Below are 26,603 nucleotides of genomic sequence, written 5' to 3'. Positions count from 1 at the left end.
ATGTGAAAGAGAACTCTTACACATTTCGCCAGATACATTAATTAACGTTTTAACTTTAGATTAGAAAGTGTACGTCGCTTTTACGTAGTAGAAACCACCGTTAATCCCATAAGGCGATGTTTCATAGTACTTACCACCCCAGTTATTATTAGGGATTTTCGTTGCATCAAAGAAATCTAACTTCTCAGCATCTTGATCAAGTAAGTTTTGTGCACCCACTGATAAACTAATAGAATCATTTAAGAAGTAAGTGACTTCTGCATCTAATGTAATCGCAGCATCTGCTGTTTTAGCCGTTGCATCATAATCTACATGCACGCCTTGGTATTCACCGTAATAATTTAGGCGAGTGAATGCAGAAAAGCTTTCCCACTGCTGAGCCCAACTAAGTGTTGAACGATGATTAGGTAAGTCATTTTCAAGACGGCTTACTTTAAATTCACCAGTAATTGGGCTTGAACGCGTAACTTCTGTGTCATTCCAGTTGTACGCTAAGCTAAATGTAGAGCTTCCACCGAGTAAATCAGCAGAATAGTTCGCAACCAAATCAACACCTTGAGTGGTAGTATCAAAGTCATTAGTAAAGAAACTAACTTGTGCTAAACTTTGTACATTTGGTACACCTGCGGCTTCCAGTGTGTCTTTATCAGCTTGGTCAAGCTCGATTTTTTCTGATTGACTGATACGATCTTCAACTTGAATATTATAGTAGTCAACTGTAAAGAATAAGTCGCCTATAGTGTAAACAGCACCAAACGTATAGCTTTGTGATTCTTCAGGTTGTAGCTCTGTACCGCCTAGTTGAACCGCAATTGGGTTTGTTGGTGGTAAAAGCGCAGAATCCACTAATACACCACTGCTTAAGTTTGTTTGTACGTTACTAACATTGGCTTGACCAACGGTAGGTGCGCGGAAACCAGTGCTTATTGAACCACGAATATTTAAGTCGTCAGTCAGGTGGTATTGGCCTGTAAGCTTGTAGTTTGTTGTAGAGCCAAATGAATCATAGTCTTCGAAACGAAGTGCTAAACCCAGTAAAAACTCTTCTGTAAACGGCGCTTCCACGTCCATATATGCAGCGTAGTTACGACGAGTGTATTCCCCTGCATCTGATGGTTTAAAGCCAGGGAAACCATTTGAACCAATACCAAAGCCTTGATCCGTAAATGGGCCTGCAGTGAATGAGGCTACATCGCCAGAGGTGACAGTAAAGGTTTCTTCATGCCATTCAAGACCACCTGCAACGTTCACATCGTACGCTAAACCCCAATCAAAGCCTTTTGATAAGTCAAAATTAAAGTTTTTCTCGAGTTGTGAATATTTACCTGGACTAAAATCACGAGGGCTATCTAAACCCAAAGAGGCGTTAACTGTATCATAAATAAAGTAGCGTGATTCGTTAAAGCCAACGGTACCACTTAGGTCATAAAATGCACCTTTAAGGTAGCCGCCAGTAAATTCACCTTTTGTACCAATTGTTAATGAGGTATCAACAATATTACCGCCAAAATTTGGTGTAAAACCACCCGGTATTTTTTCGTTGAATGCAAAGCAATTTGCAGCTGTTAATGAATCCAGTGCATTTTGATCTGGTGCACCATTGGCTTGAAGTTCAACTAGAGGACAGTTAATTTGTTCATCATAACCATCCAGAGAACCAACTAATACGGTCGGGGTTGCTGCATCCCATGCTTCTTGGCCTTGAGGATCATCATCACCAGGGCGGCGCATATTTACACCACCTACGTCACGGATAGTACCGCCGTAAACGCCAGGGCGTGTTGTTGGATTACGATAATAGAAACCACCACGCACGTCACGCTCAGAGTAGTTACCAAACATATAGAATTCAGAATCATTGGTTAGCTCAAGGCCAACGTTACCAAAAATAGAGATATCGTCATCTACTTTAGGTGCGCCCCAAACTTGTGCTAAAGAAGAAACATCTGGCACACCTGCAGCTGCAAGTGCAGCTGCATCTGGGCGTTGTACTGAACGGCTTGTTGCATCTGCTGTTTTATATTGGAAGCTTAAGTTTGCAAAACCACTATCAGTGAACGGTAAGCCGACGTTACCAGAGATTTGCGTTGTATCACCGTCGCCTTCGTAGTATTCACCTTGACGAACTTCGAAACTACCGCCTTCTGAGGCATCTTTTAGTACAAAGTTCATTACGCCAGCAATGGCATCTGAACCGTATTGTGCAGCAGCGCCATCACGCAGTACTTCAACTTGCTTTAACGCAATGCTTGGAATAACTGAAATATCAGCGCCTTGTGCGCCATCATTAATACCACCTCCTAAAAAGGCAATAACTGATGCACGGTGACGGCGTTTACCATTTAATAAAACTAATGTGCTGTCAGATGGAAGACCACGTAGGTTAGCAGGACGAACGAGTGATGCAGCATCACTAATAGGATTTTGGTGAACGTTAAAAGAAGGCACAGACCCTTTAAGGAGTTCTAGCATGTCAGTGTTACCTGATTTGCCTAATTCTTCTCCACCTATAATGTCGATAGGTACAGGTGAATCACCAATTGAACGTGGTGCCGAACGGGTACCAACTACGGCGATTTTTTCTACATTTTTTTTAACTTCGGTCGTTTGTGCTTCTTCTGCCATAACAGTGCCTGACATAAACAGGCCGGCTGTTGTGGTAGTTAAGGCAAGCTTAACAGCTTTATTCAACATGTTGTTTTTCAATTTCATTCTAATTTCCCCAGTTAGAATTATTATAATTTCCACACCAATATTAGTCTTTAAATCAAATAGGTGTAATTTATTTATACATATTGTTAACCAGTTGTGCAAGATGTTAAAAAGAAACGGTTTTTTTTATTTTTCTATAGAGGAAATTTGAATGTGGCTAACCCACATGATAAATAACGATTTTTTCTAGTGGGTATTTTACGAATTGCTCGAAATTAGAGCTAAAAGGCTTGATTTTTAAAATAATTAATTTAATTTATTTAGTGGCTCATAAGAATAATTTGCCATATTAAGAAATTTGGCCGTCGTTATTTGTTGAATCACGCCATTGCTATAGCGCCTCACGGTATTCATCCCACACACACGGGCAACAACTGCCGCCGCCACAGCACTCGTCGGGAGCGGGTCTTTGTGGTTTGATTGTTTTCTCTTGCGTTTTTGGTTCACACATTTGCGGCTTCATTTACACGGGTACAATTTTTTTGTTTTAAGTTACTCAAGTATATCACAGCAAATGTAAATTCTACTTTGTGAACGCGAGTGCCTGTGTGAAAATGCTTCCATGAGACTATATAAAGTAATTCACCGTGCACCTATTAGAGTTGTTAAAATAGGTAAAAGACGCCAGCAACTGCGTTTTAAGCGCGCTATGGTCGCGTTAAAAATTGCTTTAGCACAAGAAAAAAAAGAAACCAAAGAGATGCTCTCTATTTATCGTCGTTACACCCACGGTAATGTAACGAAAGATGAATTAACCCAGGCGAATAATCAATTTATTGATATTCTCAAAGGCTTAGGGCTTGGGGTGTTCGCTGTTTTACCATTTGCTCCCGTTACTATTCCTTTAGTTGTAAAACTTGGTAAGTGGGTAGGCGTGGATGTTTTGCCTAGTTCTTTTAATATTAATAAACCGCTAAAAGAAATAGATCAACAAATTGCTGAAGATGAGCAAAAACATCACTCAGATGATCAATCTGTAAAAAAATAATGCCAGAACTAAGGGAGTAAACGCTTAAGCTATACCTTTTGTTTAGGGTTGTTGGTATGCTAGGTATAAATTTTTACTAAATGAGTCGTTAAATGAGTGCGTTAATTTGTCATACTCCTTCTGGAATACCTTTATCTTTTGTTACTAAAAGTAACCTTTCAGAGTGGTTAGATCAGCAATCCATTTTTTTACAAAATTGGTTGAAAAGTTGTGACTTCCAAAGACAAGGTTTAGCTTTAGTTGTTAATGAGCAGTCAGGTTCATTGGCTCATGCTTACTGTTTAGTTGAGAGTCTAGATGATTTCTGGCTAGCGGGCGATCTTGCATCAAAATTACCTGAGGGTCTTTACAAGATACAAGGTCTTGATGATAAATTAGAGCAAATTGCGTTGGGCTTTATGTTAGGTGGATATGAATTTAACGAATATAAAGCTAAAACAGCAGTTAAAGCTCAATTGGCAATCGAAAACAAAGACGTATTTACGCGTTTAAACCAACAGGCAAGTGCAATTAATCTTGTGCGTGATTTAGTGAACACTCCAGCTGCAGATATGATGCCACAGCATTTATCACAAGTTATGGCTGATCTTGCAGCCACCTACCAAGGGGAGTTCAGCGAGTGGGTTGGCGATGAGTTGCTTGAGCAAAACTACCCAACGATTCACATGGTTGGCCGTGCGAGTGAAAATAAACCACGCTTGCTTGATTTAAAATGGGGCGACAAAAATGCACCTTTAGTAACCCTTGTTGGTAAAGGGGTGTGTTTTGACTCTGGCGGGTTAGATTTAAAGCCGAGCTCAGGTATGCGTAATATGAAAAAGGACATGGGGGGCGCTGCCCATGTTATTGGCCTAGCGCAGCTTATTATGGCCGCGGGTTTACCAATTCGACTTCGTGTACTTGTACCAGCTGTAGAAAATGCCGTGTCGCGTAACGCATTTCGTCCAGGCGACGTGATTAAAACCCGTAAGGGCATAATGGTTGAGATTGATAATACAGATGCAGAAGGCCGTTTAGTGTTATGTGATGCACTCAGTGAAGCTCAAAATGATGAGCCGGAATTACTGATCGATTTTGCAACTCTTACTGGCGCATGTCGTGTAGCATTAGGAACGGAGCTACCAGGCTTTTTCTCAACAAATCGTGATGTGGCCAATGGTATTATCGACTCTGGCATGGGGGTGAGTGATCCTGTTTGGCAACTTCCATTATTTGAACAATACAAAAGCTTTTTAAAGAGTGATGTGGCTGATATGTCAAACTGCTCAAGTACACCATTTGGTGGTGCAATTACAGCAGCACTTTACTTAAAAGAATTTGTCGAACCTGCAACTGACTGGGTACATTTTGATGTCATGGCATGGAACTTACGTGCATTACCTGGTCGCCCAGCAGGCGGCGAGGCACTCGGTGTGCGTGCTGTATTCAGTTATTTAGAAAGTCGTTTTCACTAAACTTCATAAAGTTCTATTGGTAAATCATCGGGATCGGCGAAAAATGTAAAACGCTTCCCGGTGATTTCGTCTATTCTGATCTCCTCAACATCAACACCTTGCGCTTCTAGTATGTGTTTTGCTTGTTTTATATCATTGACTGAAAATGCTAGATGCCTTAGTCCCTGTGCTTCGGGGTAGCTAGGTCTGATAGGTGGATCTGGAAACGAAAAAAGTTCTATTTGACTGCCATCTGGTAGTGCTAGGTCCAATTTGTAAGAGTCACGTTCAGCACGATATTGCTCATGAATAATGGGCAACTTAAGTATTTGAGTATAAAAATGTTTAGCACGTTGATAGTTGCCGCAAATAATAGCAACGTGATGAATCGCGAGTAGTTTCATACTGTTCCAATAAAAAAGCGCGAATATTCGCGCTTTAAACGAGCTAAATTTTACTTATTGCTTACATGCAGCCGCCGCTGCACAAACAAGCTCTAATCCTGTTTTATCACAAGGTGGTAAAGTTGCATCGCTTATTGCAATTGGCGTTACCCGATCACCCCATTTTATATAACTAGCAGCCCAAGTTAAACCAGCCCCAAATGCTGCAGACATAATATTTGCGTGGGGCTTAATTAAACCTTGTTCAACAGCTTCACATAACGCAATCGCTATCGTTGCAGCGGATGTATTACCATACTCGCCTATGTTCACCATCACTTTTTCATCAGCGACTTTTAAACGATGTTGAATTGCTTGAATAATTCGAAGGTTTGCTTGGTGAGGGACTAATACATCGATTTCATCCAGCTTTAAATCGGCTTGCGTAAGTACGTCATCGCAAGCTTCGCTCATACCTTTAACGGCACGTTTAAATATTTCACGGCCTTCAAACAATAAATCTGATGGGCCTGCTGGGCTGTATTTATCTATATCACTGCCAAAGTTAGTAATGTGTAAAATATCACGATCTTCACTATCACAACCCGTTTTGGTTGCTAGTAAGCCTGCAGGCGTATCGGCGGCTTCTAAAACCACGGCACCTGCACCATCGCCAAATAATACTGCACTATCTCGACGATCCCAGTTTACATACCAGGTCATGCGCTCAGCAGCGATCACCACTGCTTTTTTAATCATACCCGCTTGGATTTGTGCTGTTGCTGTTTGCATTGCATATAAAAAGCCAGAGCATGCAGCATTTGTATCCATGGCAGCGGCGCCGATAGCACCAATATTTTTTTGAACCAATGAAGCGGTGTTTGCAACCATAGTTGACGGCGTACACGTTGCCAAAAGAACAAGATCAATGTCTTTGGCATCAATACCAGCACATGCAATAGCATGTTTAGCTGCAACCGTTGCAAGTTCAGCAGTGCTCACATGACTGACTCGGCGCGCTTTTATACCTGTACGAGATGTGATCCATTCATCGTTAGTATCAACCAATTGGCTTATTTCATCGTTGCTAATGCGTGCTGGTGGAATGCATTTACCCCAACCAGTGATATGTGCGTAAGACATAGTGTGTTCTCTTTAAGTGGTCAGACATCTGTCATTAATGATGTGTTTATACCAAAATTCAGCTTATAACACTAGTTTGAAGCATGTTTACACTGTAAATACTGGTATTTAAAACAATTTACATCAATGGTAGTAGACAAGTTAGCTATATAAAATGAATTCGGCTGATATTATTGTTATTCATACAAATATGATTAATCTAGGTCGTTTAAACGTAATGCTATAAATTAATACATCAATCTAGGCATATGTCATTTTATGCTGTGCTAGCGATTTGTTGAGTAATAGTATGTAACTGGTTATTATCTATAAAAAAGTGAACTGCTAATTTATAAAGGGCAGTGACGATTTAACCCACTAAAAGGGTTTTAAACAAAACTAGGAGCTACTATGGGTAGCAAAATTAAGGCGTCATTATTTAATCATTTAATCGAGTCTGAACGGCAATTACTTGAGCCAGAGGTTCGCCAATCGGCCAACGCTTTAGATGCTTTACTCGATGATGATTTTATTGAAATCGCCAGTAATGGAACGGTTTTTAATAAGTTTCAAGTATTAACACGCCTTCCCACAGAAGTAGTTCCACAGTTTTATAATCAAAACTTTAAAGGCCGCATGCTCAGTGACGATATCGCTCAATTAAGCTATCAAGCAGCTTATAGACGCTCAGCACGGGCTGAGTTTAATTATTCCATTCGAATGTCACTATGGCGCTATACGGATTCGTCTTGGAAAATGGTGTTTCATCAAGGAACGCCATGTGCTGTTTTTTCTATCTCAATGGATGAAGATTAACTCTTTTTTTAGGTTTATTGATATGGCATTTTTAACGCGGACAGATCCCGCTATTAGCCGATTGTTAATGCTACGTTCTGGTGCAATTGCAATACAACTACTTGCAGTCATTGCTGTTTATTTTCTGCTTGAGCATCAAATTGCACTTTATGAGTTATTGCTTGTTATCTCACTAGAAGCCGCTTTTCAAATTTTTAGCGTAATTGCTTATCGTAATGTGAACAAAGCCAAAGAAATTGGCATGTTAATGCAGCTGACTGCGGATGTATTATTTTTAGCCATATTATTATCGCTCAGTGGCGGGGCAACGAATGCGTTTGTGTCGCTATTACTATTACCCATTATGATTGCTGCGGTGAGTGTGAGTGCAAAGGGCTTAGTATACATTGCAGCTTTGGCTATCACGGCTTACAGTTTGCTACTATTAAAAGTGCCTCAGCATAGTATGCATGATATGGATATGACGAGTCATTTTATCGGCATGTGGGTCAATTTTGTGATCAGTGCCAGCGTAATTGCTTTGGTGGTTGGGGCAATGAATCGTGCTTTGCGTTTTCGAGAACAAACCATCGCTAGTGTGAGAGAAAAGCAGTTACGCTCTGAACAGATTGTCACCCTTGATGGTGCGGCGGTGCAAATAACTCATCAACTGGCGAGTCCGATAGCTAACCTACAGTTGATTTTAGAAGAGCTAAAGGAAGAGCTGCCTAATAATGAATTGATTACTGAAATGCAAAAACCGCTTGCGCAGTGCACAGCACAATTAAATAATTTCAGAGAGCTGTCAGCGCAACTGAGGACACACAGTAAAATAAACGCTGTAAAGTTATTAGATCTAGCGCAACAAATTCACGACACTATGCTGTTACACTACCCAGATCAGCAGCTAAAATGGCAAAATGAAACGCCCAATGTCAGTGTTAAAAGCGATGCGATGTTATTACCCGCGTTATTAAATTTATTACAAAACGCGACAACCGCAAATCAACAAAACAATCAAAACCAGCTATCGTTAAGCTGGCAACTTTCCAACCAAGGTAGTGAGCCAGAGCTTAACCTGTTGATCCGCGATTATGGTAAGGGCTTCACCAAAGAGCAACTGAGTCAACTTGGGGGGCAAGTTATGCCAAGTCGCTCAGGAATGGGGTTAGCCGTGATGTTATCAAATGTTACGTTTGAGCGCTTACAGGGTTCATTAACACTTTTTAATCATCAACAAGGCGGTGCTGTGGCAAAAGTAAAATTGGCAATAACAAGCGAAGGTGAATAATGAAACTGCTTATAATCGAGGATGATGAAAGCCTAGCCAGCACTTTATCAAGACGATTAACCAAACAAGGGTTTACTTGCAATGTGGCGCATAATAGGCAACAGGCTTTGATGCTAGCGGAGCAAGTCACACCGAGCCATATCTTATTAGATATGAAACTTGCTGATGACAATGGAATGGATCTTCTCTCTGTGTTGCGGGGCTTAATACCTCATTGCCAAATTGTTTTATTAACTGGTTTTGCAAGTATTGCAACAGCCGTAGAAGCGATGCGATTGGGCGCTAATGATTATTTAACCAAGCCGGTAGATATGCCGACCTTAGTAAATGCGTTGTGCCCAAATAATCAACTGCAAAAAGAGGTCGTTAATTCTCCTGATTCGGTTATGTCAGCTGAAAGAGTAGAGTGGGAGCATATTCAGCAAGTTCTGCATTGCAATCAAGGGAATATCTCTGCAACAGCCCGCCAGCTGAATATGCACCGGCGTACATTGCAGCGCAAATTACAAAAAAAACCTGTAAAACAGTAATTGCATAATTATGATAGCTGCATCAGAAAAGTCAGATTTTCAGGATAAACAGGGACAGTGATTTTTTATAAGTTAGGGGTTAATTTATTAAAATCAAATAGATACACCTTTTATTTTTTTAGCTCATTAAAGTATACATTGTTTTGCTAAGTGCATTTGTTGCCGCAATGGGATTCATTAACTAAAGTAAAAATATTCATTTTATTTAAGTTGTCATGATGAGCCCTTATGGATATTTCCCATGTTAACCTTTTTGCTGTTTTTATTGCCGCGTTATCTTCATTTGCGTTAGGTGGGATTTGGTATTCCCCATTACTTTTTCAACGCGCTTGGATGGAAGCATGTGGATTGACTGAATTAGATTTGAAAACAGTAAACCCTAAAAAGGTTTTTGGCGGGAGCTTCGTTCTGTCGTTATTAATTGCCCTCAGTTTGTCACTTTTTTTTGGACCAACCCCTACTTTAGGCGTGAGTGTAGGCGCTGCTTTTCTAATTGGGCTTTGTTGGGTAGGAAGTGCTTACGGGATCACTTATTTGTTTGAACAACGCCCACTTAAATTGTTTTTGATTAACAGCGGTTATCATATCTTACAATTTACAATCATGGGGTTAATTTTGGGTTTGCTGCCTTAAGCTGATAAACTTAAAGCCTATTATTTGAACCTGTATTCTTGTGAGCTATGGCAAAACCGAATAAAAAAGGCCCAACGAAAACGGTAGATATATTTTGTGGGCATTGTAAAACCCAGCTTTATAAATACCGCAAAGGGGGAAAAGGCGCACTCGTTAAGTGTTTTGTTGAGCGCATAAGCCAAGACTTCACTTCCACACCGTGTATATGCCCTCAATGCGAGCGTCCCTTTGCCCGTGAAACTATGATCCGCGGCGCACCTGCTTATAAGATGATTGGCGGTAAAGTAACGTTTAAGTGACTGTACAAAGCCTTAATAGGCATGTTACAAAGTAAACATTGTGGTAACATTTTTTGAACGGTTACCTTACAGATTTTTTAATTGCAGTGAGGTATTTGGGTATGGAAGGATATAATTTTGATACGTCGGTTTTAATACCCATATTAACTATTTATAGCCTTATATTCATATGTTCAAACCTATGGATATCAGCTGAGCACTCAATATCGAAAAGAAAAGTTGTTCTTTATTCGTTCTTTATTGGCATGTTCCTCACATTAATTTCGCCTTTGTATTTGTTTTTTAGATTATATAAATATCGCTTTAAGCACACTTGAATATCAGTGTATTTTTTCAGTTAACGTCACTTTCAATAAAACTAATTGCTAAATGACCCTTAGTTTATTACTGAATTTTTACCATGTTTGACAAAGTTCTAAAGCTATAGAACAAAAAAGTATTTTCTCTTAAGTATTTAAAATTGGGCGAGACGATTGAACTGTCTGCTGAATTCACATAATCAGATGCCAATAGACTCTTCGGCAAAGTAAATGCGATACGCAAAAATAAAACGCTATTATTTATCAAACTTACACGCTTTATAGATATAGTTCATTTTAAAAGCGGACATTTATCCTGTGGCAATTTTTCTACCCTGCTAAACTTACTCGGTTTGCTGTTTCAATGAATGAAAACAACCCTCCCCATGGAATGGGCCAGTAGTGTGGGTAATTATAGTAATGGACAAGGGAAACCCCGTGATTGCACTTTTATTTGATATTATTGGTATGACAGGTACTTTTTTAGTTGTGGGCGCGTTTTTTATGCTGCAACTGGGCAAAGCAACACCGACTGGTTTGCTTTATAACATAATGAATTTATCTGGTGCGATATTGTTACTGATAAGCCTTTGTTATAATTTCAATTTGGCAAGTTTTGTTATTGAGATTTTTTGGATAGCGGCGTCTTTAATCGGCTTGTACAAATATTTAAAAGCAAAACCAGTGACCTCAAACGCTTAACAAGCGAAAAATTTTAGAAAAACCCGTACGCCGTGACACATTTGTATTAATATTGTAAATAGATGGTTATAATGCACCGTCGACCTTTTTTATTAATTACAGGTGTTGTGGCGTAATGACTTTGAAGCAAACTTTTTGTCTGTATTTGTGCTTAAGCGCAGCCCCTATTTTAGCTGCAGAATCTGAAGATTTATTTTCAATGAGCTTTGAAGATTTGCTCAACGTCCAAGTTGACATTGGCTCTAATACCTCAGAAACACTCGCCTCCGCTCCTTCCACTATTACCGTATTCAATAAACAAAAAATAAACCTTTTAGGTGTCGACAGTGCCTACGAATTAATGAATTTCGTCCCAGGAATGCAATCTACACGTGGAGATTGGGTAGGCGCAGTACCAAAAGATCATGCGCGTGGGGTCTACTTAGATAGCGGCAATGTATTAGTTATGATCAACGGCGAGCGTATTAATGAATCGTCGTTTGGCAAAGCATCTGTTTACATGCCTTTTATACCCATCGAGGTAATTGAAAAAGTGGAGTTTATCCGTGGTCCAGGCTCTGCACTCTATGGCAGTAATGCGTTTATGGGGGTGATGAACGTTGTGACAAAACACGACGTTAATGAAGTCACAGCGATGATAGGTTCAAACGCCAAACGAGGGGTATCGCTGAGTGCTCATTATCAATTTAATGAAGATGTAAACGCATTTGCTACTTTGGCAATTAATAAAAAAGAGGGTGATTATTATCCTCAAGGTGTACGAGACCCTTTGGAGTCAATATATTTTGAAGCGGGTGTTGACATAAACGAGCTTCAAATAAGAGGACGTTACAATAAAGTTGAGCTTGATGAATTTATCAACCTTGCAGGTTATTCTAAACAAAATCAACATCAAAGTGAGAATCATTTTGTTTCAGTTGCCTATGATTGGCTGCAAAATACAACAACACAATTAACAACAAAAGTGGCGTATTCAGAGCATGATATTCAAAGTGCCGGATTAATATTATCGGCTAGCAATAACCCCTTCGCAGAAAACGACTTTTTAAATGGTCCTGCGTGGACAACGTCTGATTTAAAAGTAAACATTGACTTTAAACACCAACTCACTAACGATTGGGTTGTTAATGCAGGGTATGAGTTCTCGGATGCGCAGCAAAAATCAGCTGGTGTACGAACAAACTTTTATGATCAATCAAGTGGCAACATAATCCTTGATGACGCTTATTATTTAGGCCAAATTAGCACCATCAAAGAGTTTGCTCCTTTTGCCAGCCTTAAAGCCTCATTTGAAACACACAGTGTGTACGGGCAGTTAAAAATCCCGTTGTCTGAATCTGTTACAGTTTTTCTTGGTAGTCGTTTTGACGATGTCAAAAATATCGAGAGTAAGTTGTCACCACGTTTTGCTACTATTTATCAACCAACACCTGCGAATACATTTAAGTTACAGTATGGTGAATCATTCAGAACCCCAGTAACCAATGAATTATATTCAAATGATGATGTTACTGTAGGTAATCCTGAGCTGCGTTCTGAATATGTTAAAACGACAGAGCTTGTATGGCGTCATGAGGCTAAATCATGGCATTCAAATATGGTGCTATTTCACAACCAATTACACGATTTTATCTCCACCATACCACAGGGAAATAAGACCAACATGTTCACATTTTCAAATCAGCTTGATGATACAAACCGTGGTGTTGAGATTGATAGTAGATGGAATATAACGCCTGAGATTTCGTTGACAGGTACTTATACCCAGTACTTTGATGAGCCTATAAAACCGACTTTCAAGCGGTTTGCGAGCATTATAAGTAGTTACCAGTTGGACCAATGGTTATTCAGTATAAACGGTTTATGGCGCGGGGAAGTGAAAGGTGAAACTTTAGCGGCAACCCCCTTTGTACAATCAAGCTATATGTTATTTTCAGCAACATCACGATATTCGATAAACGATAAACGTCATTTAACTTTAAAAATGTATAACCTATTTGATAAGCAGTATTATACCTATGATCCTCGGGTCGCCAATGGTGCAGTTGCTGGTGTATCTAGAGAAATATCGTTAAACTATTCAATGGACTTTTAAAAGGGACGAGCGCCCTCATGTTTTTCTTTAGGTAAACGATACATAATGCAGCGCATTTCAAAAAAATATATGGCGGGCTCAGGTGTTCTGCTTGTACTACTGGTTTGCGCATTTTGGTTTGGGCGTCAGTATGATTTACAACAAAGTGCAGGGCAAGCCAAACAGCAAGTCACGCAGTTAAGCCGATATTTAGATACCGAACTGGCTCGATTTTCTGCAATACCCCACCTTGTGACAGACAATCAATTATTGTCTGGCTTTATTCAAAATGATAATAAATCGACCAATGCGGTTAATAACTACCTAGCAGATATTCAGCAATCAAGTGGTGCGTCTGATGTATACCTATTAGACTTAAAGGGGGATGTTATTGCCTCGAGTAATTGGCAGTTAGACTATACATACATAGGAAACAATTTTGCTTTTCGGCCCTATTTTTATGAGGCGATAGAAGGTAACAAGGTGGCATACTTTGCACTTGGGTTACGTTCAAATGAGCGGGGGATCTATTTTTCAGAGCCCATATACAAGGGTGAAAATATCATTGGTGTTGTAGCGTTGAAGGTGAACGTATCAAAATTCGAAAGTGATAGGCAATTATTGAGTGCGTCGCAAACAAGTCACTTTTATTTGACGCTCAGTGATGGTGTTATTGCGATGTCTAATAAAGCGAAGTGGCGATTGAATACAATGAAATCGTTTAGTGAAACAGAGCTTGATAAATTACATAGCAAACGAAGTTACCTAAATCATACACCTAAAAAAATCACAACTTATATAAGTAATGCCCAAGATATTGAGTTATTAAATATAAAGCAAGAAACAGAGCTCACTCAGTTTGTGTTTGCAGAATCGAAAATCAAGCAACTTGATGCCAAAATGACTGTATTGGTGGATGTGTCGTCGGTTAACATTGCTCAATTCCCTCGTCTTTTTTGGCTCAGTGTTTTTTACATTATTACTTTAGCTATTGGTTATGTCTTAATGTCTCGTTTTGCAGGCTATAAAAAGTTACTTTATTCGCGCCATAGTCTTGAGCAAGAGGTTATAGAACGTACAGATGCATTAGAAAAAGCGCAAATTGCGTTAGTACAATCTGCCAAGTTAGCCACAATTGGGCAATTGAGTGCAGGCATAAACCATGAAATTAACCAACCTCTTAGTGCAATGAGTACCTACTTGTTCAGTGCAAAAAAACTGATTGCTAAGGGTAATGTTCAAGCAGCCCAAGATAACATTGTAATTGTGCAAGGGTTGATAGAGCGTGTACATCAAATTGTAGGTCAATTAAAACACTTTAGTAAACCAGCACAAACACAACTACGCTCACAAAACCTATCTCAATTGTTAAAAAATGCGATGTTGATTGCTAGTGCGCAACTTAAACAAAATCAAATTACAGTACGGCCCATCGAAATCGACGACTCGGTTACTGTTTGGGTCGATGGTATTAAGTTTGAACAAGTTTTAGTGAACGTAATCACAAACGCGAGCCAAGCAATGGCAGATCAAAACGTTAAAGAGCTGAGCTTTGAGCTTGAGCAATTTGACGGGCGAGTGAAGTTTTCAATACTCGATACTGGCCCTGGTATTGAACAGCACGCACTAGGAACCATTTTTGAGCCATTTTATAGTACCAAGTCCAGCAATGGTCTAGGCCTTGGTTTATCTATTTCAAAACAAATTATAGACTCATTTGACGGTTGCTTAACTGCGCATAACCGACCAAGTGGAGGGGCACAATTTATTATTACCTTAGCCTCGGATAAAGGAAGTATATGACTGAGTTAGAGCAACAGTGTAAACAGGTTATTGTGATTGATGATGAAGCAATGATCCGAGACTCTATCAAGCAGCTGCTTGAGATAGAAGGCTATGAAGTTCAGTGCTTTAATGACCCACTTAGCGCTTTATCTAAGCTTACTCGGCGATTTAACGGTGTCGTGATCAGTGATATCAATATGCCGAAAATGGATGGTTTGGCGATGCTCGAGCAAGTCCGAGCATTTGATAGTGAGCTCCCCGTCATATTTTTAACTGGGTTTGCAGATGTCTCAGTTGCAGTCAAAGCTATGCAATTAGGGGCGTACGATCTCTTTGAAAAGCCACTCAACGAACAACTGCTGGACTGCCTTGCACGCGCTTGCGATAAACGAGCCTTAGTGATGGAAAACCGAGCTTTAAAGTTAGCGGTTGAAAAAACATCTGCACCAGGGGTTAGAATTTTAGGCGAAACGCCACAAATGCAGCACATGATGCATCTTTTAAACACGGTAATAGATACTCCCGCAGATGTGATGATAGAAGGTGAAACGGGCACAGGTAAAGAGCTGGTGGCTCGATACTTACACGACCAAAGTAGCCGCTCCAATTGTAATTTTGTAGCAATAAATTGCGGTGCAGTGCCTGAACAATTAATCGAAAGTGAGCTTTTTGGTGCTGCCAGTGGTGCTTATACCGGTGCCACGCAAAGTCGTCAAGGTAAGTTTGAGTTTGCACAAGGCGGCACGGTCTTTCTTGATGAAATAGAAAGCACGCCAATGTCATTACAAATTAAACTACTACGTGTACTTGAAGAGCGAAAAGTAACCCCCGTTGGTGAAAATAAAGCCATTGATCTAGACGTTAGAATTGTTGCAGCGACTAAAGTTGATTTATTAACGTTGGTGGATGAAGGAAAGTTTCGCGCTGATTTATACTACCGTCTGAATTTGGTGAAAGTGAGCATTCCTGCATTGCGCGATAGAAAACCAGATATCCCTTTATTGTTTAAGCATTTCAGCTCGATAGCTGCAACACGTTTTCACAAACCACCGGCACCATTAAATGCTCAATCTCAACAATATTTATTGCAGTATGATTGGCCTGGGAATGTGCGAGAGTTACGAAATCAGGCTGAACGTGCAGTGTTGTTAGGTACTGATCTTGCTTTTGAGGCTAATAATGTCAATCAAGCAACCCCTCCTGTTGATCTAAGTTTAGCCGAAAAGGTTAGCTTTTATGAACAATCATTATTGGAGGAGGCGTTAGAGCGTCATCAAGGAAGTATTAAAGAGACCATGCAAACATTGCAACTTGCCCGAAAAACACTCTACGACAAGATGAGTAAGTATGGTTTGAATAAAGATATGTTTAAAGAGTAGCCACCTAAAATGGGTGGTTTTGGTGACAGCTGTGTATTTTAATTGTGTGACTTTCTACCCATTCTAGTTTCTACTATTATGGAGATTAAGTTTAAGCTTCTGATTTTAAATAAAATTAATTTTTATTTACCGATTGGCAACATATTTGCCTCTATTACTAGGAACAACAAATCATCCTAATAATAATGAAGGCACACAATGGCTATAATAGATAAAAATCAAACGTTACTAATTGCAGCTTCTACGGTTGCATTGCTTGCACCTTGGCAAAATGTTCACGGCGCAGAATATAACATTTACGGCAAGGCAGAAGTTCAAGTTGCGAACACGGACAAAGGCATAATGCGCTACGCCAATGAAGGCACGCAAATCGATGCGCCTTTTTCTCGTATTGGTGTTAAAGGTAACCACAAATTAACTGAATCACTTAGCGCCGTTTTCAAGTACGAAGTACAAGTCAAAGGGTTTGAACATGATAATACCAATGACCCATTTAGTTCGCGTAATACTTACTTAGGTTTAAAAGGTAACTTTGGTGAAGTGGTTATCGGACGTAATGATACTCGATTTAAATATTCGGAAGGCAAAGTAGATAACTTTAATGAAACTCAAGCGGATATTGCTCAGCTTTTACCAGGTCAAGATAGACTGGGTGACACACTAACGTACACATCAAAATCTTTTTCTGGTGCACAACTATCCCTCACTTATGCACCTAAAGATGACAGTGCTAATAACGAAGCAGGCTATGCTGCAACGGTCATTTACGGCGATCGTGGCTTAAAAAATAAAGATTACTATGTCGCGATCAGTCATGTTGATTCTTTAAATAATATTAATGCTACTCGTGTAGCGGGTGTGCTTAAACAAGCACAATGGCAATTTGGTGCAATTTATCAGCGCAGTGAATCACTTGATGGCAGCAAATCAGGTAATGGGTATGTGGTTAGTGCAAGTTATACATTAGATAAATGGGTACCAAAGGTGCAATTTGCTAGCGACGATTCTCAGTTACGCCATGATAACGATGGCAGTCAATGGACCGCAGGGGTAGATTATGTATTTGATAAGCAAACACGTGCTTATTTGTTTTATACAGATTTAGATCTTGATCAACAAAGCGATAGCAGCCTTGCACTAGGCCTTAAGTACAAATTTTAAGGAGTAAGTGATGAGTGAAATAATCAATAACGATCAAGGTAAATCACCGCTTATGCAATATATTATGTTGTTGCTAGGTCCATGTATAATGTTACTCACATGCCTAATTGATCCTCCATCAGGGCTGAGTGTTGCGGCTTTTAGAACCGCTGGTTTAGCATTTTGGATGGCATCATGGTGGGTCAGTGAAGTAGTGCCTATTCCTGCAACGTCACTGTTGCCGCTCGTGTTTTCGCCTTTAGTGGATATAGCATCTATTAAAAGTGTTGCAGCACCTTATGCTCACCCTCTGATTTTTTTATTTTTGGGTGGGTTTTTAATATCCATTGCCATGGAGCGTTGGGGGTTACACAAACGTATTGCTTTAAAAACTATGCTTTATGCGGGTACAAAACCCAGTTACCAAATTTTAGCAATGATGCTTGTGACTGCCTTTTTATCAATGTGGATGTCAAATACTGCAACAGCGGTAATGATGCTGCCTATAGCTCTATCTATTACGCATTTAGTGCAACAATCTAACCCACAAAATAATGGCTTTGGTAAAGCATTGTTACTGTCGATTGCTTATGGTGCCAGTATTGGTGGTATAGCTACACTGATTGGTACACCGCCTAATGCGTTAATGGCTGCTTATTTGTCTGATAGCTATCAAATTGAAATTGGTTTTTCACAATGGATGATGGTAGGTGTGCCTTTGTCTTTGGTTATGTTGGTTATTTGCTGGGTTTGGTTAACTCAATTTGCCTATAAAGTAGATAAGACTGAGGCTGGGAGTGTAAAAGTAGACACTAAATCGTTATTTAGTACGCAGTTACTGGAACTTGGTTCAATGCAACGAGCAGAAAAAGGCGTTTTAGCCGTATTTGCACTAGCTGCTATTTGCTGGATTTTCAGGCCTCTACTTGCTGATTTTTCTGGTTTAAAAATATCTGATACAGGTATTGCAATCGCTGCAGCGCTAATGTTGTTTATATTACCTGCAAACAAAGGCAGTAATGAACGCATCTTAGACTGGCAAAGCACATCAGGTGTTCCTTGGGGTGTATTATTGTTATTTGGTGGTGGTTTAACCCTTGCTGCTCAAATTAAATCTTCAGGTTTAGCCGAGTACATTGCACACCTGATTGATGGTGCAGACACAATTCCTTTGGTTTTGAGTGTATTATTGGTAGCTACACTGATCACTTTCTTAACTGAAATAACAAGTAATACGGCAACGGCCGCAGGGTTCTTACCGTTACTAGGTCCAGTTGCAGAGTCAATTACTGGAACTCCATTAGTGTGGGTTATTCCTGCTGCAATAGCATGTAGTTGTGCCTTTATGATGCCTGTTGCAACGCCGCCTAATGCGATTGTGTTTGGCTCGGGACAAATACAGATGCGAGATATGATTAGATCAGGATTTGTTTTAAATATCATTGCAATCGTGCTGATCACATTAGTTACTATGACCATAGCTGCATCAGTCTTTAATTTTTAACTCCAACGGCGCTCGTATCTTGAGTTGCCTTGGTTAGAATTACCCAACCAAGAGTGCTTATACTTTAGGGCGTGTTGACCTTTCGTGATTAATTTTGCAGCAGTATGTTTGGTATTTAGGCAAGGCAGCGCCTATGCAGTGTGGTTGTTCCCCATAAATAGGCGATAACGCAGTATAAATGCCAAACATGCGCTGCCTAGGAGCGATTTACTCTTTGTTGCCTACATGGATGTAGGTAAGGGGCGTGAGCAGGACGCGGTAGCTTTGCTCGGTTTTTACTTAGCCCGCTAGGTTACAAACCTCGCGCCGCGATTAAATCGCCCCTAGATTGAACAAATTTCAATCCACAAAGGTCAACACGCCCTAGTATAAGCACTCTTTATTGCTCCTCAGTATAAACACAGTTATAGTATTTTTCTGGTAATTTTAATGAACGGATTTTCTTTTGACTGACAGTGCTAGTATTTCTGCTGACTTAACGTCTGCTTTCAACCTCATGCAAACACGCTTTGACAGTGCTCCATATCCCGCTATAAAAGATCGTATTAATCTTTTAAAAATACTTAAAAGCAAACTTATTGCGGGTGAAGGTGAGATAGTTGCTGCTATTTCAAAAGATTTTGGCTACAGAACAGGTTTTGACACTGTCTTAGGCGATATCTTACCGACAGTAAAAGCCATTACTTATAATATTAAGCATCTCCCTAAATGGGCGAAAGATACGCCACGTCGTGCAGGTGTTTCGTTAGCACCTTCTAAAGTCTCGGTAAGTTATCAGCCAAAAGGAGTCGTGGGTGTTATTTCTCCGTGGAATTACCCAATTCAGCTTGCACTCGTACCAGTAGCAACGGCGCTAACTGCGGGTAACCGTGTGTTACTGAAGTTGAGTGAGTTTACACCTCATACTAATCAAGTTTTAAAGCGACTTTTTAGCGACGAATTAAGTGAGCATTGCACAGTAATTGAGGGCGAGACGCAGGTAAGCCAGCAGTTTTCAGCTCTGCCATTCGCGCATTTGTTTTTTACTGGCTCTACCAATGTTGGGCGCCATGTAATGGCCGCTGCAAGCAAAAATTTGACCCCTGTGACCTTAGAGCTTGGTGGAAAGTCGCCAGTGGTAGTAACTCCTGGTACAGATATTACTAAATCCGCAAAGGCTATTTTGTTTGGTAAAATGTCTAATGCTGGACAGATTTGTGTCGCGCCAGATTATGTTTTAGTACCTAACGAGTTAAAACATCAACTAACTCAAAGCTTATGCTCTTTGTATAAAAAATATTATGGATTGGGTGTAGAGGGAAAAAATTTAACATCAGTGGTAAATACTGCACATTACGAGCGATTAAATAATTTACTTGAGGATGCAAAAAGCAAAGGCGCACAAGTAATAGAGCCTATTGATGATAATATGACCGATCAACAGAAGCATCGCATGGGATTGCACATAGTGACACATGTAAATGATGATATGTTGATAATGCAAGAAGAGATATTTGGGCCAGTATTACCTATCATGGGTTATGACAATTTAACGGACGCTTTAACGTATATTAATAACCATCCCCAACCGCTGGCATTGTATGTGATGGGTTATGATAAGGCTGTTAACGAATCCATAGAGTTGCAAACGCAAAGTGGCACGTTTGCAGTAAATGATACGCTTATGCAAGTAACCGCGGAAGATATACCATTTGGTGGTTTAGGAGAGTCTGGTATGGGTAACTATCATGGTAGAGAAGGGTTTATTACTTTTAGTCACCAAAGAAGTAAACTATTGAGTGGTCAATTTAATCCACGATTAAACTTAGTGTTATCTCAAAACTCTTTTCTTATTAAACTGCTTAAGTGGATGTATTTGCGTAACTAACAAATATTGGGTCGCTATTTGAATCACACGGCCTTACCAAATATTTATAAAGAATATTCAAGTTGCCCGATAAAAATCTGTTCTTACATGGTTTTATCGGGCAATTGCTATATGAGTGCAAATTTCTGTCAATAGATGCGACCTTCTCCAGCATATAGTCCTGCTTGAATTCGCTCGTAAAGTTCATTCGCTTTTTCTTTAGCTTCAGTTATTTGTGCAGGCAGCATTTTTCTTTCATCTAGCTTACGGCTGTGGCTTGCGTTTAAGTTTCCGTTAAATTCGGCAACTGAATTCCAGATATATGATTTTTCTATATTCTTTTCAACACCTAAACCTTCATAATACATAAGTGCAATATTGAACTGGGCTAAGGAGTAGTTGTTTCCTGCCGCTTTTTCATACCATTTTAGTGCTTCTTTGTAGTCAAGTTTGACGCCATCGCCATTTGAGTACATTACCCCGAGGTTAAATTGTGCTGCTGGCAAGTTTTTTTCTGCGGCTTGCTTAAATAATGACACGGCCATTTGCTTATCAAGCTTAACACCTTTACCTTCATCATAAAGTACAGCGAGGGCAAACATAGAATCAACGTGGCTCTTTTTAACTGCTTGCTGGTACAAATCAGCAGCTTTACGGTAATTGCGTGTTACACCGTGGCCATTTTCGTATAATTGCCCCAGTTCATAAATACCAGGTGCGAACCCTTTATCAGCAAGGTAATTAAATTCTTTTAAGGCCTCTTCAAATTGCCCTTCATTTGCGGCTTTAATACCTTCTTCAAGGCCTGCATGGCTAAAACAAGACACGCTCAATGCACCAATCATTAACAATACTTTTAATTTCGGTTGCCACATGACAAAACCTCCAATAAGTTGTAACTGTATAATTTTAGTTCTAAGCTGCAAAAAACCCAACTTATAATTAAAAATCGTAATATTGAGGGTAAGATACAGATATTAAGGGATAAATTAAAGAAATAAAAAAAGCCCCTTAGGGGCTTTTTGATTCATATCTACCGTCACCGATATGAGCAATGTAGCAAGTAAACGTGATCTGAAAATGAAATACTTTAGGTCGAGTAAAGTCTCTCACTGAAGCGGCACGCTCTTCATCAACACACAGTTTATTGGGGCCAGCATCCATGCTGGGTATTCTATCCTTAGGCACTGAGGTCGGTACTTAAATAAATTGGTCACTCTGTGTTGATGAAAATGATTATTACTTACAGGTGGGGGTTCGTCAACACTTAAATGAGAACTATTATCAAATAATGTGATCGTAATTAATTTAGCTACAGTATAAATAAAGCCAATTTATTTATTGGTAGAATAACAAGGGATTTTACTTACATGTACAAAAACAATAAAAAGTTAAGTTTAAGAAATGGGCTGTTGGTTATGCTCATTGTGTTTGTCAGCGGATGCTCTGCAAGTTTTACCTACAATAATATTGGCTGGCTTTCAGGCTTCTGGATTGATGATTATGTAGATTTAAATAAGCAACAGTCGCAGACGGTCAAATTATTGATCAAAGATACGCGCGATTGGCATAGAACAAGTCAGTTACCACTTTATAAAGCTGATCTAATTCATTTGCAAAACATACTCAGTGATTCACCATCTGAGCAGGCGCTCATCGAACACTTTAATAATTCAAGGGAGCATTGGCAGACCTTGGTCGACAAAATTGCCCAACCGTTAATAGACGTCGCCAAATCCCTTGATAAAAAGCAAAAGATGCAATTCATTGCTAAGATTCGAGATGACATAAATGAAGAATTGGAAGAATATGAAAAGCAAACCGATACAGAGCGAAGTGAAGAACGATTAGAGAAACAAACCGACACTTACAAAGAGTGGTTAGGAAAGCTTTCGCAACAGCAGCTTACTCTTATTTCGAATGCTAATGACGGCTATGAGCCACGATTTGTACAATGGCAAAAATACAAAAACACTCGGTTAGATGCCTTGGTTGCAGTTTTTGATACCCCTTCAACAAATTCGGCTGAATTTAGCCAAAACTTGCTGCATATTATTACTCAACGTGAAGCGTTTATGAGTCCAGAGTTTATTGCTGCAACTGAGAAAAACCAAGCTTTGTATGCGAAGCTATTAGTTGAATTACGCCATACACTTAGTCCTAAACAAATTAAGCATGCCAAGGATAAATTTAAAGATATGATTGAAGAAATCGATGACTTAATTGCAGACTAAACAGTCGATTAACGTACTATGTTTAATTTATTGGTTTGGTTATTTTCGAGGTAAGTGTTTATAGCTGCTAGGTCCATGCGCCAGCTTTAAATAATAGATTGACCATTTTGCTTGAGTTATAACAAAGAGTGTTTAAACTTGATGTTATAAATTTAAAATTAAGTATTTAGATGACTATTGCAGCACTTAACAGTACACATGTCTTACGCAGTAAGATACTAAAATGGATGTGTTTCTGTTTAAGTTTTGTTGCGGCAGCATTCACCTATTTTAATGTGTTTATCAACAACTTTTTAGTACTTGGTTTGCTAGAAGGTGTGTTCGCACTCTATTGCTTCTATATATACATCACTATTTCCAGTAAACAGGTTAGGCTCTGGCAATCTCTAAGTATTTGTTTATTTCTAGCTTTACTGGTTGTCTTTGGCACTTATTTGTCCGCAATGAACAACGCATTATTTGTCTGGATGTTAGTGCTCCCAGTTGCCTATTATTTGTTAATGGGAGTTCGTTGGGGGGCTTCATTATCATGCCTCTCTTTAGTGCTGGAAGGTATGGTATTATTTTATAAACTCGATATTTTTCCATTTGCCGTATTGAATTTAGCCTTGAACCTCACTCTGGCTTATGTACTTATTTGGGTATTGGCTCATGTATTTGAAAGCAGCCGAGAAAACTCATACAAACAATTGCAAAATTTGGCACTGCTTGACCCACTAACTGGCACTGGAAACCGCCTAGCCATGAACCATATTTTCGAGACTGAGCTTGTTAATAAGCTCGGTTTGTATACCCTTGTTATGGACTTAGACTTCTTTAAACGGGTTAATGATATTTATGGTCATGCGGTAGGTGACAAAGTATTGGTTGCCGTTACTCAAATCTTACGTGATAAGTTACCTGATGCTCATGTTTTTAGGATAGGTGGCGAAGAGTTTGCAATTTTTATATATGGCTGCTCTTTTGATGAAGCAAAACACAGTGCGCAAATGATCCGCAGCAGTATTGAGGAACATCAATTTTTGATTGATGATCAAACAATTGCACTGACGGTTAGTGTAGGTGTTGCGCAATATAAATCAGGTGAAACATTAAAATACACCATAAAAGCGGCAGATGACAGGCTGTATGAGGCAAAGCGAAACGGCCGAAACCAGGTTGTTATGCCACCAGAGGATGTTGTTATGCTGAGTTATCTAAAGAAGACCTCCTAACGACTGCGATACATACTGTCAAAATTTGGTATGTTCTTTTCCCAAATCGGTGTGTCTTTGCCTAAATGTTCTCTTATTGCATCAAAGAAAAGGCGTGTTCTAACCGGTAAATCTCGGTGCGGATAAACAGCGTACATCGCACTGTATTCAGTAAGGTGTAGATCTGTTAATAAGGGTACTAATCGTCCTGATGTGACTTCGTTATCGATTATAAAAGCGGGCGCTAAAACATAAGTTGTACCAGATAGCGTTTTTTCTAGTAAAACTTCAGCATCGTTTGCTCTAAACACACTTTTTATTTTTTGTTCTTGAGCATCACCATTTTGGTCAATATAGCGAACGCCTTCTACTCTTAGTGAAGTGCTAGAGTAGCTAGCAGCCGGTAAATCGGCTAAATCTTCAATACTTTTAGGCATTCCGTAAGTATCTATAAATTCAGGTGACGCTAATAGTAATAGTCTATTGCGTGCAATTTTACGGGCAATGAGCGAAGAGTCTTTAGGCTCGCCAACACGAAAAGCCAAATCAAATCCTTCAGAAACTAGATCAACTAATTTGTCATCTAATCTCAATTCAATTTCTACTTGCGGAAAGCGCTTTTGAAAGTCGTTGATTACAGGTTGTAAGTAGCGCCTGCCGATAATTGTAGAAGAGGTTATTTTTAGCACTCCGCGTGGCTCTTGATGGTAATTTTCAGCAAGGCGAACTGTTTCACCTAGTAGCTCTCTTAACTCTGCTGCTTTTTTTATCATTTCTGCACCAGCAGCCGTTAGTGAAAAAGATCGTGTTGTTCTATTGAGTAACCGAACACCTAAATCATCCTCTAAACGACTAATTTGCTTAGAAATAACAGACCTATCGATATTGCGTGTTTCGGCTGCTTTAGCAAATGACCCTCTTTCGACGACTTCTAATAACATCAATAAACGGCTCGTTGTGTCCATGATATATCCACTCAATAATAATTGGTGCCATATTGGCATTAATGAATTTGAAAATCTATGGTTTTTGTCCGCATATTTGTTACGTACCATTTAAATATAGATAAAATGGAGAAGCGTCGATATGAACAAGCACTTAATAGCTACCGCAACTGTAGCGGTATTACTAACCTTAAGCGGGTGTGCAGAAGAACCTGCACAAAAAAATACCCAACAGCAGCTACAACCTATAGATGTGGCAACAGTAATCACAAAGCCTGTACAAAGTTGGCATACCTACACAACTCGTTTAGAGGCGCCCGAAGAGGTTTCTTTAATGCCTCGTGTTTCGGGTGTTATTGAAAATATTGCTTTTGAAGAAGGTGATGTAGTTAAAAAAGGCGACTTGTTATTCGAGCTGGATGCACGTCCTTACGCAGCTATTGTTGCAAGCTTAAAAGCGCAAGTTACCAGTGCAAAAGCTGCATTGGAACAAGCAAGCAGTGAGGCCAAAAGAGCTGAGCGACTAACCCAGCGCAAAGCAATTTCAACCGAACAAGCTGAATCACGCACTTCAACCTTGCATCAACGCAAAGCGCAATTAGCTGCCTATGAAGCGCAATTAACAGCTGCTGAACTTGACTTGGCTTTTACTAAAATTCGCTCACCGATAGAGGGCATTGTTTCACGCGCTAACATTACAAAAGGCAATAATGTTCAAGCTGGTCAATCGGTTCTAACTTCGATTGTTTCTAATAAAACAATGTATGCGTATTTTGATGTAGATGAGCGTACATGGAATCGTTCATTCAGCGATGTTACCCGTTCAGATAAACAAGCGGTTGTGATGCAAAAAGTAGGTGAAGCAACATTTGACCATGCAGGCTATATCGACTTTATCGATAATCAAATTAATGTAGCAACAGGTACATTGCGTGTAAGAGCGCGGTTTGAACAGTCAAAAAATGAATTAAGAGCGGGCTCATTTGCAAGGATTAAACTTGCTGCGAATGCCGTGCAAGAGCACATTATTGTGCCTGATCGTGCTATTGGCACTGATCTGAAAAACCGTTTTGTATTAACCGTTGGCCAAAACAATGTTTTACAGTACAAGCTAGTCACTGTGGGTGAGCGATATGGGCGTTTTAGAGTTGTTACTTCAGGTTTATCTGAGTCTGATGTCATTGCCGTAAATGGCCCTGCTAGAGTTGGTCCGGGTATGCCTGTTGCACCAAATAATGTGGCATTAGATACCTCTGGTATTGCATTTACTTTACAGCCGTCTTCTCATAATTTAATGGCTAGGAAGTAGGGCAGATT

At 39.6% G+C, this 26,603-nt stretch carries 24 protein-coding genes; 17 read left to right on the top strand and 7 right to left on the bottom strand.

The genetic code is table 11. The annotated features are described in order from the left end of the window. Positions 1 to 60: 60 nt before the first annotated feature. Complete coding sequence (locus ACFI4Z_RS12690) at positions 61 to 2,712, bottom strand: TonB-dependent receptor plug domain-containing protein (protein ID WP_462670904.1); 2,652 nt, start codon at positions 2,710 to 2,712, stop codon at positions 61 to 63. Positions 2,713 to 3,043: 331 nt separating this feature from the next. After that, positions 3,044 to 3,163, bottom strand: a complete 120-nt coding sequence (locus tag ACFI4Z_RS12685; protein ID WP_462670903.1) for an oxidoreductase-like domain-containing protein — start codon at positions 3,161 to 3,163, stop codon at positions 3,044 to 3,046. 111 nt (positions 3,164 to 3,274) lie between these two features. Between ACFI4Z_RS12685 and ACFI4Z_RS12680 the strand changes: the two genes are divergently transcribed. Both ACFI4Z_RS12680 and ACFI4Z_RS12675 read left to right on the top strand, forming a co-directional pair. Beyond that, a complete protein-coding gene (locus ACFI4Z_RS12680) occupies positions 3,275 to 3,700 on the top strand; it encodes a hypothetical protein (protein ID WP_462670902.1) in 426 nt (141 codons plus the stop codon). A 92-nt stretch (positions 3,701 to 3,792) separates the two neighbouring features. Then, a complete protein-coding gene (locus ACFI4Z_RS12675) occupies positions 3,793 to 5,154 on the top strand; it encodes a leucyl aminopeptidase family protein (RefSeq protein WP_462670901.1) in 1,362 nt (453 codons plus the stop codon). Here ACFI4Z_RS12675 and gloA2 read toward each other — a convergent pair. Beyond that, the gene (gene gloA2 / locus ACFI4Z_RS12670; RefSeq protein ID WP_462670900.1) at positions 5,151 to 5,537 is read right to left on the bottom strand and encodes an SMU1112c/YaeR family gloxylase I-like metalloprotein; all 387 of its coding nucleotides are present in this window, start codon (positions 5,535 to 5,537) and stop codon (positions 5,151 to 5,153) included. The two genes, ACFI4Z_RS12675 and gloA2, sit on opposite strands and share 4 nt — an antisense overlap. Positions 5,538 to 5,591: 54 nt before the next feature. Then, positions 5,592 to 6,659, bottom strand: a complete 1,068-nt coding sequence (locus tag ACFI4Z_RS12665; RefSeq protein ID WP_462670899.1) for a beta-ketoacyl-ACP synthase 3 — start codon at positions 6,657 to 6,659, stop codon at positions 5,592 to 5,594. A gap of 390 nt (positions 6,660 to 7,049) precedes the next feature. Between ACFI4Z_RS12665 and ACFI4Z_RS12660 the strand changes: the two genes are divergently transcribed. The 12 genes from ACFI4Z_RS12660 (at position 7,050) to ACFI4Z_RS12605 (ending at position 20,936) form a co-directional block, all read left to right on the top strand. Then, on the top strand, positions 7,050 to 7,454 hold the full coding sequence (locus ACFI4Z_RS12660; RefSeq protein ID WP_099296975.1) for a nuclear transport factor 2 family protein: 405 nt from the start codon (positions 7,050 to 7,052) through the stop codon (positions 7,452 to 7,454). A 22-nt stretch (positions 7,455 to 7,476) separates the two neighbouring features. Continuing rightward, positions 7,477 to 8,724: an ATP-binding protein gene (locus ACFI4Z_RS12655; RefSeq protein ID WP_462670898.1), complete on the top strand. Its 1,248-nt coding sequence runs from the start codon at positions 7,477 to 7,479 to the stop codon at positions 8,722 to 8,724. Then, entirely contained in the window at positions 8,724 to 9,254 is a 531-nt protein-coding gene (locus ACFI4Z_RS12650) for a response regulator transcription factor (RefSeq protein WP_462670897.1), read from the top strand. Before ACFI4Z_RS12655 ends, ACFI4Z_RS12650 begins: the two co-directional genes overlap by 1 nt. A 228-nt stretch (positions 9,255 to 9,482) precedes the next feature. Then, complete coding sequence (locus tag ACFI4Z_RS12645) at positions 9,483 to 9,887, top strand: DUF1761 domain-containing protein (protein ID WP_462670896.1); 405 nt, start codon at positions 9,483 to 9,485, stop codon at positions 9,885 to 9,887. A 47-nt stretch (positions 9,888 to 9,934) separates the two neighbouring features. Beyond that, positions 9,935 to 10,186, top strand: a complete 252-nt coding sequence (locus ACFI4Z_RS12640; RefSeq protein ID WP_099296972.1) for a hypothetical protein — start codon at positions 9,935 to 9,937, stop codon at positions 10,184 to 10,186. A 737-nt stretch (positions 10,187 to 10,923) separates the two neighbouring features. Then, complete coding sequence (locus ACFI4Z_RS12635) at positions 10,924 to 11,187, top strand: CBU_0592 family membrane protein (protein ID WP_099296971.1); 264 nt, start codon at positions 10,924 to 10,926, stop codon at positions 11,185 to 11,187. Between the two features lie 115 nt (positions 11,188 to 11,302). Further along, complete coding sequence (locus tag ACFI4Z_RS12630; RefSeq protein WP_462670895.1) at positions 11,303 to 13,282, top strand: TonB-dependent receptor plug domain-containing protein; 1,980 nt, start codon at positions 11,303 to 11,305, stop codon at positions 13,280 to 13,282. Between the two features lie 45 nt (positions 13,283 to 13,327). Further along, a complete protein-coding gene (locus ACFI4Z_RS12625) occupies positions 13,328 to 15,064 on the top strand; it encodes a sensor histidine kinase (protein ID WP_462670894.1) in 1,737 nt (578 codons plus the stop codon). After that, a complete protein-coding gene (locus tag ACFI4Z_RS12620) occupies positions 15,061 to 16,425 on the top strand; it encodes a sigma-54-dependent transcriptional regulator (RefSeq protein WP_462670893.1) in 1,365 nt (454 codons plus the stop codon). The genes ACFI4Z_RS12625 and ACFI4Z_RS12620 overlap by 4 nt, the downstream gene beginning before the upstream one ends. 198 nt (positions 16,426 to 16,623) lie before the next feature. After that, a complete protein-coding gene (locus ACFI4Z_RS12615) occupies positions 16,624 to 17,586 on the top strand; it encodes a porin (RefSeq protein WP_462670892.1) in 963 nt (320 codons plus the stop codon). A 10-nt stretch (positions 17,587 to 17,596) separates the two neighbouring features. Beyond that, positions 17,597 to 19,069: an SLC13 family permease gene (locus ACFI4Z_RS12610; RefSeq protein WP_462670891.1), complete on the top strand. Its 1,473-nt coding sequence runs from the start codon at positions 17,597 to 17,599 to the stop codon at positions 19,067 to 19,069. A gap of 445 nt (positions 19,070 to 19,514) precedes the next feature. Beyond that, positions 19,515 to 20,936 carry a coniferyl aldehyde dehydrogenase gene (locus ACFI4Z_RS12605; RefSeq protein WP_462670890.1) on the top strand — a complete coding sequence of 474 codons (1,422 nt, stop codon included), beginning with the start codon at positions 19,515 to 19,517 and terminating at the stop codon, positions 20,934 to 20,936. Between the two features lie 128 nt (positions 20,937 to 21,064). On the opposite strand, the gene ACFI4Z_RS12600 is transcribed toward ACFI4Z_RS12605, so the two are convergent. Together ACFI4Z_RS12600 and ACFI4Z_RS12595 are read right to left on the bottom strand one after the other, a co-directional pair. Further along, entirely contained in the window at positions 21,065 to 21,790 is a 726-nt protein-coding gene (locus ACFI4Z_RS12600; protein ID WP_462670889.1) for a tetratricopeptide repeat protein, read from the bottom strand. 136 nt (positions 21,791 to 21,926) lie between these two features. After that, the gene (locus ACFI4Z_RS12595; protein WP_462670888.1) at positions 21,927 to 22,079 is read right to left on the bottom strand and encodes a hypothetical protein; all 153 of its coding nucleotides are present in this window, start codon (positions 22,077 to 22,079) and stop codon (positions 21,927 to 21,929) included. Between the two features lie 206 nt (positions 22,080 to 22,285). On the opposite strand from ACFI4Z_RS12595, the gene ACFI4Z_RS12590 reads away from it, so the two are divergent. Both ACFI4Z_RS12590 and ACFI4Z_RS12585 read left to right on the top strand, forming a co-directional pair. Then, positions 22,286 to 23,149 (top strand): DUF6279 family lipoprotein, encoded by an 864-nt coding sequence (locus tag ACFI4Z_RS12590; protein ID WP_462670887.1) that lies wholly within the window; start codon positions 22,286 to 22,288, stop codon positions 23,147 to 23,149. A 170-nt stretch (positions 23,150 to 23,319) separates the two neighbouring features. Next, positions 23,320 to 24,363, top strand: coding sequence for a GGDEF domain-containing protein (locus ACFI4Z_RS12585; protein ID WP_462670886.1), 1,044 nt, complete (start codon positions 23,320 to 23,322; stop codon positions 24,361 to 24,363). Here ACFI4Z_RS12585 and ACFI4Z_RS12580 read toward each other — a convergent pair. Continuing rightward, positions 24,360 to 25,307, bottom strand: coding sequence for a LysR family transcriptional regulator (locus ACFI4Z_RS12580; RefSeq protein ID WP_462670885.1), 948 nt, complete (start codon positions 25,305 to 25,307; stop codon positions 24,360 to 24,362). The genes ACFI4Z_RS12585 and ACFI4Z_RS12580 overlap by 4 nt on opposite strands. Positions 25,308 to 25,428: 121 nt before the next feature. On the opposite strand from ACFI4Z_RS12580, the gene ACFI4Z_RS12575 reads away from it, so the two are divergent. Continuing rightward, positions 25,429 to 26,595 carry an efflux RND transporter periplasmic adaptor subunit gene (locus tag ACFI4Z_RS12575; protein WP_462670884.1) on the top strand — a complete coding sequence of 389 codons (1,167 nt, stop codon included), beginning with the start codon at positions 25,429 to 25,431 and terminating at the stop codon, positions 26,593 to 26,595. Positions 26,596 to 26,603: the final 8 nt, after the last annotated feature.

This window comes from Pseudoalteromonas sp. RWi3 (genome assembly GCF_054960735.1).
Note: the sequence above shows the minus strand (reverse complement) of the source record. Positions and strands in the feature narration are given on the sequence as shown.

Coding starts and splice junctions, on each gene's coding strand:
- ACFI4Z_RS12690 (WP_462670904.1), bottom strand. CDS start 2,712: ATGAAATTGAAAAACAACATGTTGAATAAAGCTGTTAAGCTTGCCTTA.
- ACFI4Z_RS12685 (WP_462670903.1), bottom strand. CDS start 3,163: ATGTGTGAACCAAAAACGCAAGAGAAAACAATCAAACCACAAAGACCC.
- ACFI4Z_RS12680 (WP_462670902.1), top strand. CDS start 3,275: ATGAGACTATATAAAGTAATTCACCGTGCACCTATTAGAGTTGTTAAA.
- ACFI4Z_RS12675 (WP_462670901.1), top strand. CDS start 3,793: ATGAGTGCGTTAATTTGTCATACTCCTTCTGGAATACCTTTATCTTTT.
- gloA2 (WP_462670900.1), bottom strand. CDS start 5,537: ATGAAACTACTCGCGATTCATCACGTTGCTATTATTTGCGGCAACTAT.
- ACFI4Z_RS12665 (WP_462670899.1), bottom strand. CDS start 6,659: ATGTCTTACGCACATATCACTGGTTGGGGTAAATGCATTCCACCAGCA.
- ACFI4Z_RS12660 (WP_099296975.1), top strand. CDS start 7,050: ATGGGTAGCAAAATTAAGGCGTCATTATTTAATCATTTAATCGAGTCT.
- ACFI4Z_RS12655 (WP_462670898.1), top strand. CDS start 7,477: ATGGCATTTTTAACGCGGACAGATCCCGCTATTAGCCGATTGTTAATG.
- ACFI4Z_RS12650 (WP_462670897.1), top strand. CDS start 8,724: ATGAAACTGCTTATAATCGAGGATGATGAAAGCCTAGCCAGCACTTTA.
- ACFI4Z_RS12645 (WP_462670896.1), top strand. CDS start 9,483: ATGGATATTTCCCATGTTAACCTTTTTGCTGTTTTTATTGCCGCGTTA.
- ACFI4Z_RS12640 (WP_099296972.1), top strand. CDS start 9,935: ATGGCAAAACCGAATAAAAAAGGCCCAACGAAAACGGTAGATATATTT.
- ACFI4Z_RS12630 (WP_462670895.1), top strand. CDS start 11,303: ATGACTTTGAAGCAAACTTTTTGTCTGTATTTGTGCTTAAGCGCAGCC.
- ACFI4Z_RS12625 (WP_462670894.1), top strand. CDS start 13,328: ATGCAGCGCATTTCAAAAAAATATATGGCGGGCTCAGGTGTTCTGCTT.
- ACFI4Z_RS12620 (WP_462670893.1), top strand. CDS start 15,061: ATGACTGAGTTAGAGCAACAGTGTAAACAGGTTATTGTGATTGATGAT.
- ACFI4Z_RS12615 (WP_462670892.1), top strand. CDS start 16,624: ATGGCTATAATAGATAAAAATCAAACGTTACTAATTGCAGCTTCTACG.
- ACFI4Z_RS12610 (WP_462670891.1), top strand. CDS start 17,597: ATGAGTGAAATAATCAATAACGATCAAGGTAAATCACCGCTTATGCAA.
- ACFI4Z_RS12600 (WP_462670889.1), bottom strand. CDS start 21,790: ATGTGGCAACCGAAATTAAAAGTATTGTTAATGATTGGTGCATTGAGC.
- ACFI4Z_RS12595 (WP_462670888.1), bottom strand. CDS start 22,079: ATGGATGCTGGCCCCAATAAACTGTGTGTTGATGAAGAGCGTGCCGCT.
- ACFI4Z_RS12590 (WP_462670887.1), top strand. CDS start 22,286: ATGTACAAAAACAATAAAAAGTTAAGTTTAAGAAATGGGCTGTTGGTT.
- ACFI4Z_RS12585 (WP_462670886.1), top strand. CDS start 23,320: ATGACTATTGCAGCACTTAACAGTACACATGTCTTACGCAGTAAGATA.
- ACFI4Z_RS12580 (WP_462670885.1), bottom strand. CDS start 25,307: ATGGACACAACGAGCCGTTTATTGATGTTATTAGAAGTCGTCGAAAGA.
- ACFI4Z_RS12575 (WP_462670884.1), top strand. CDS start 25,429: ATGAACAAGCACTTAATAGCTACCGCAACTGTAGCGGTATTACTAACC.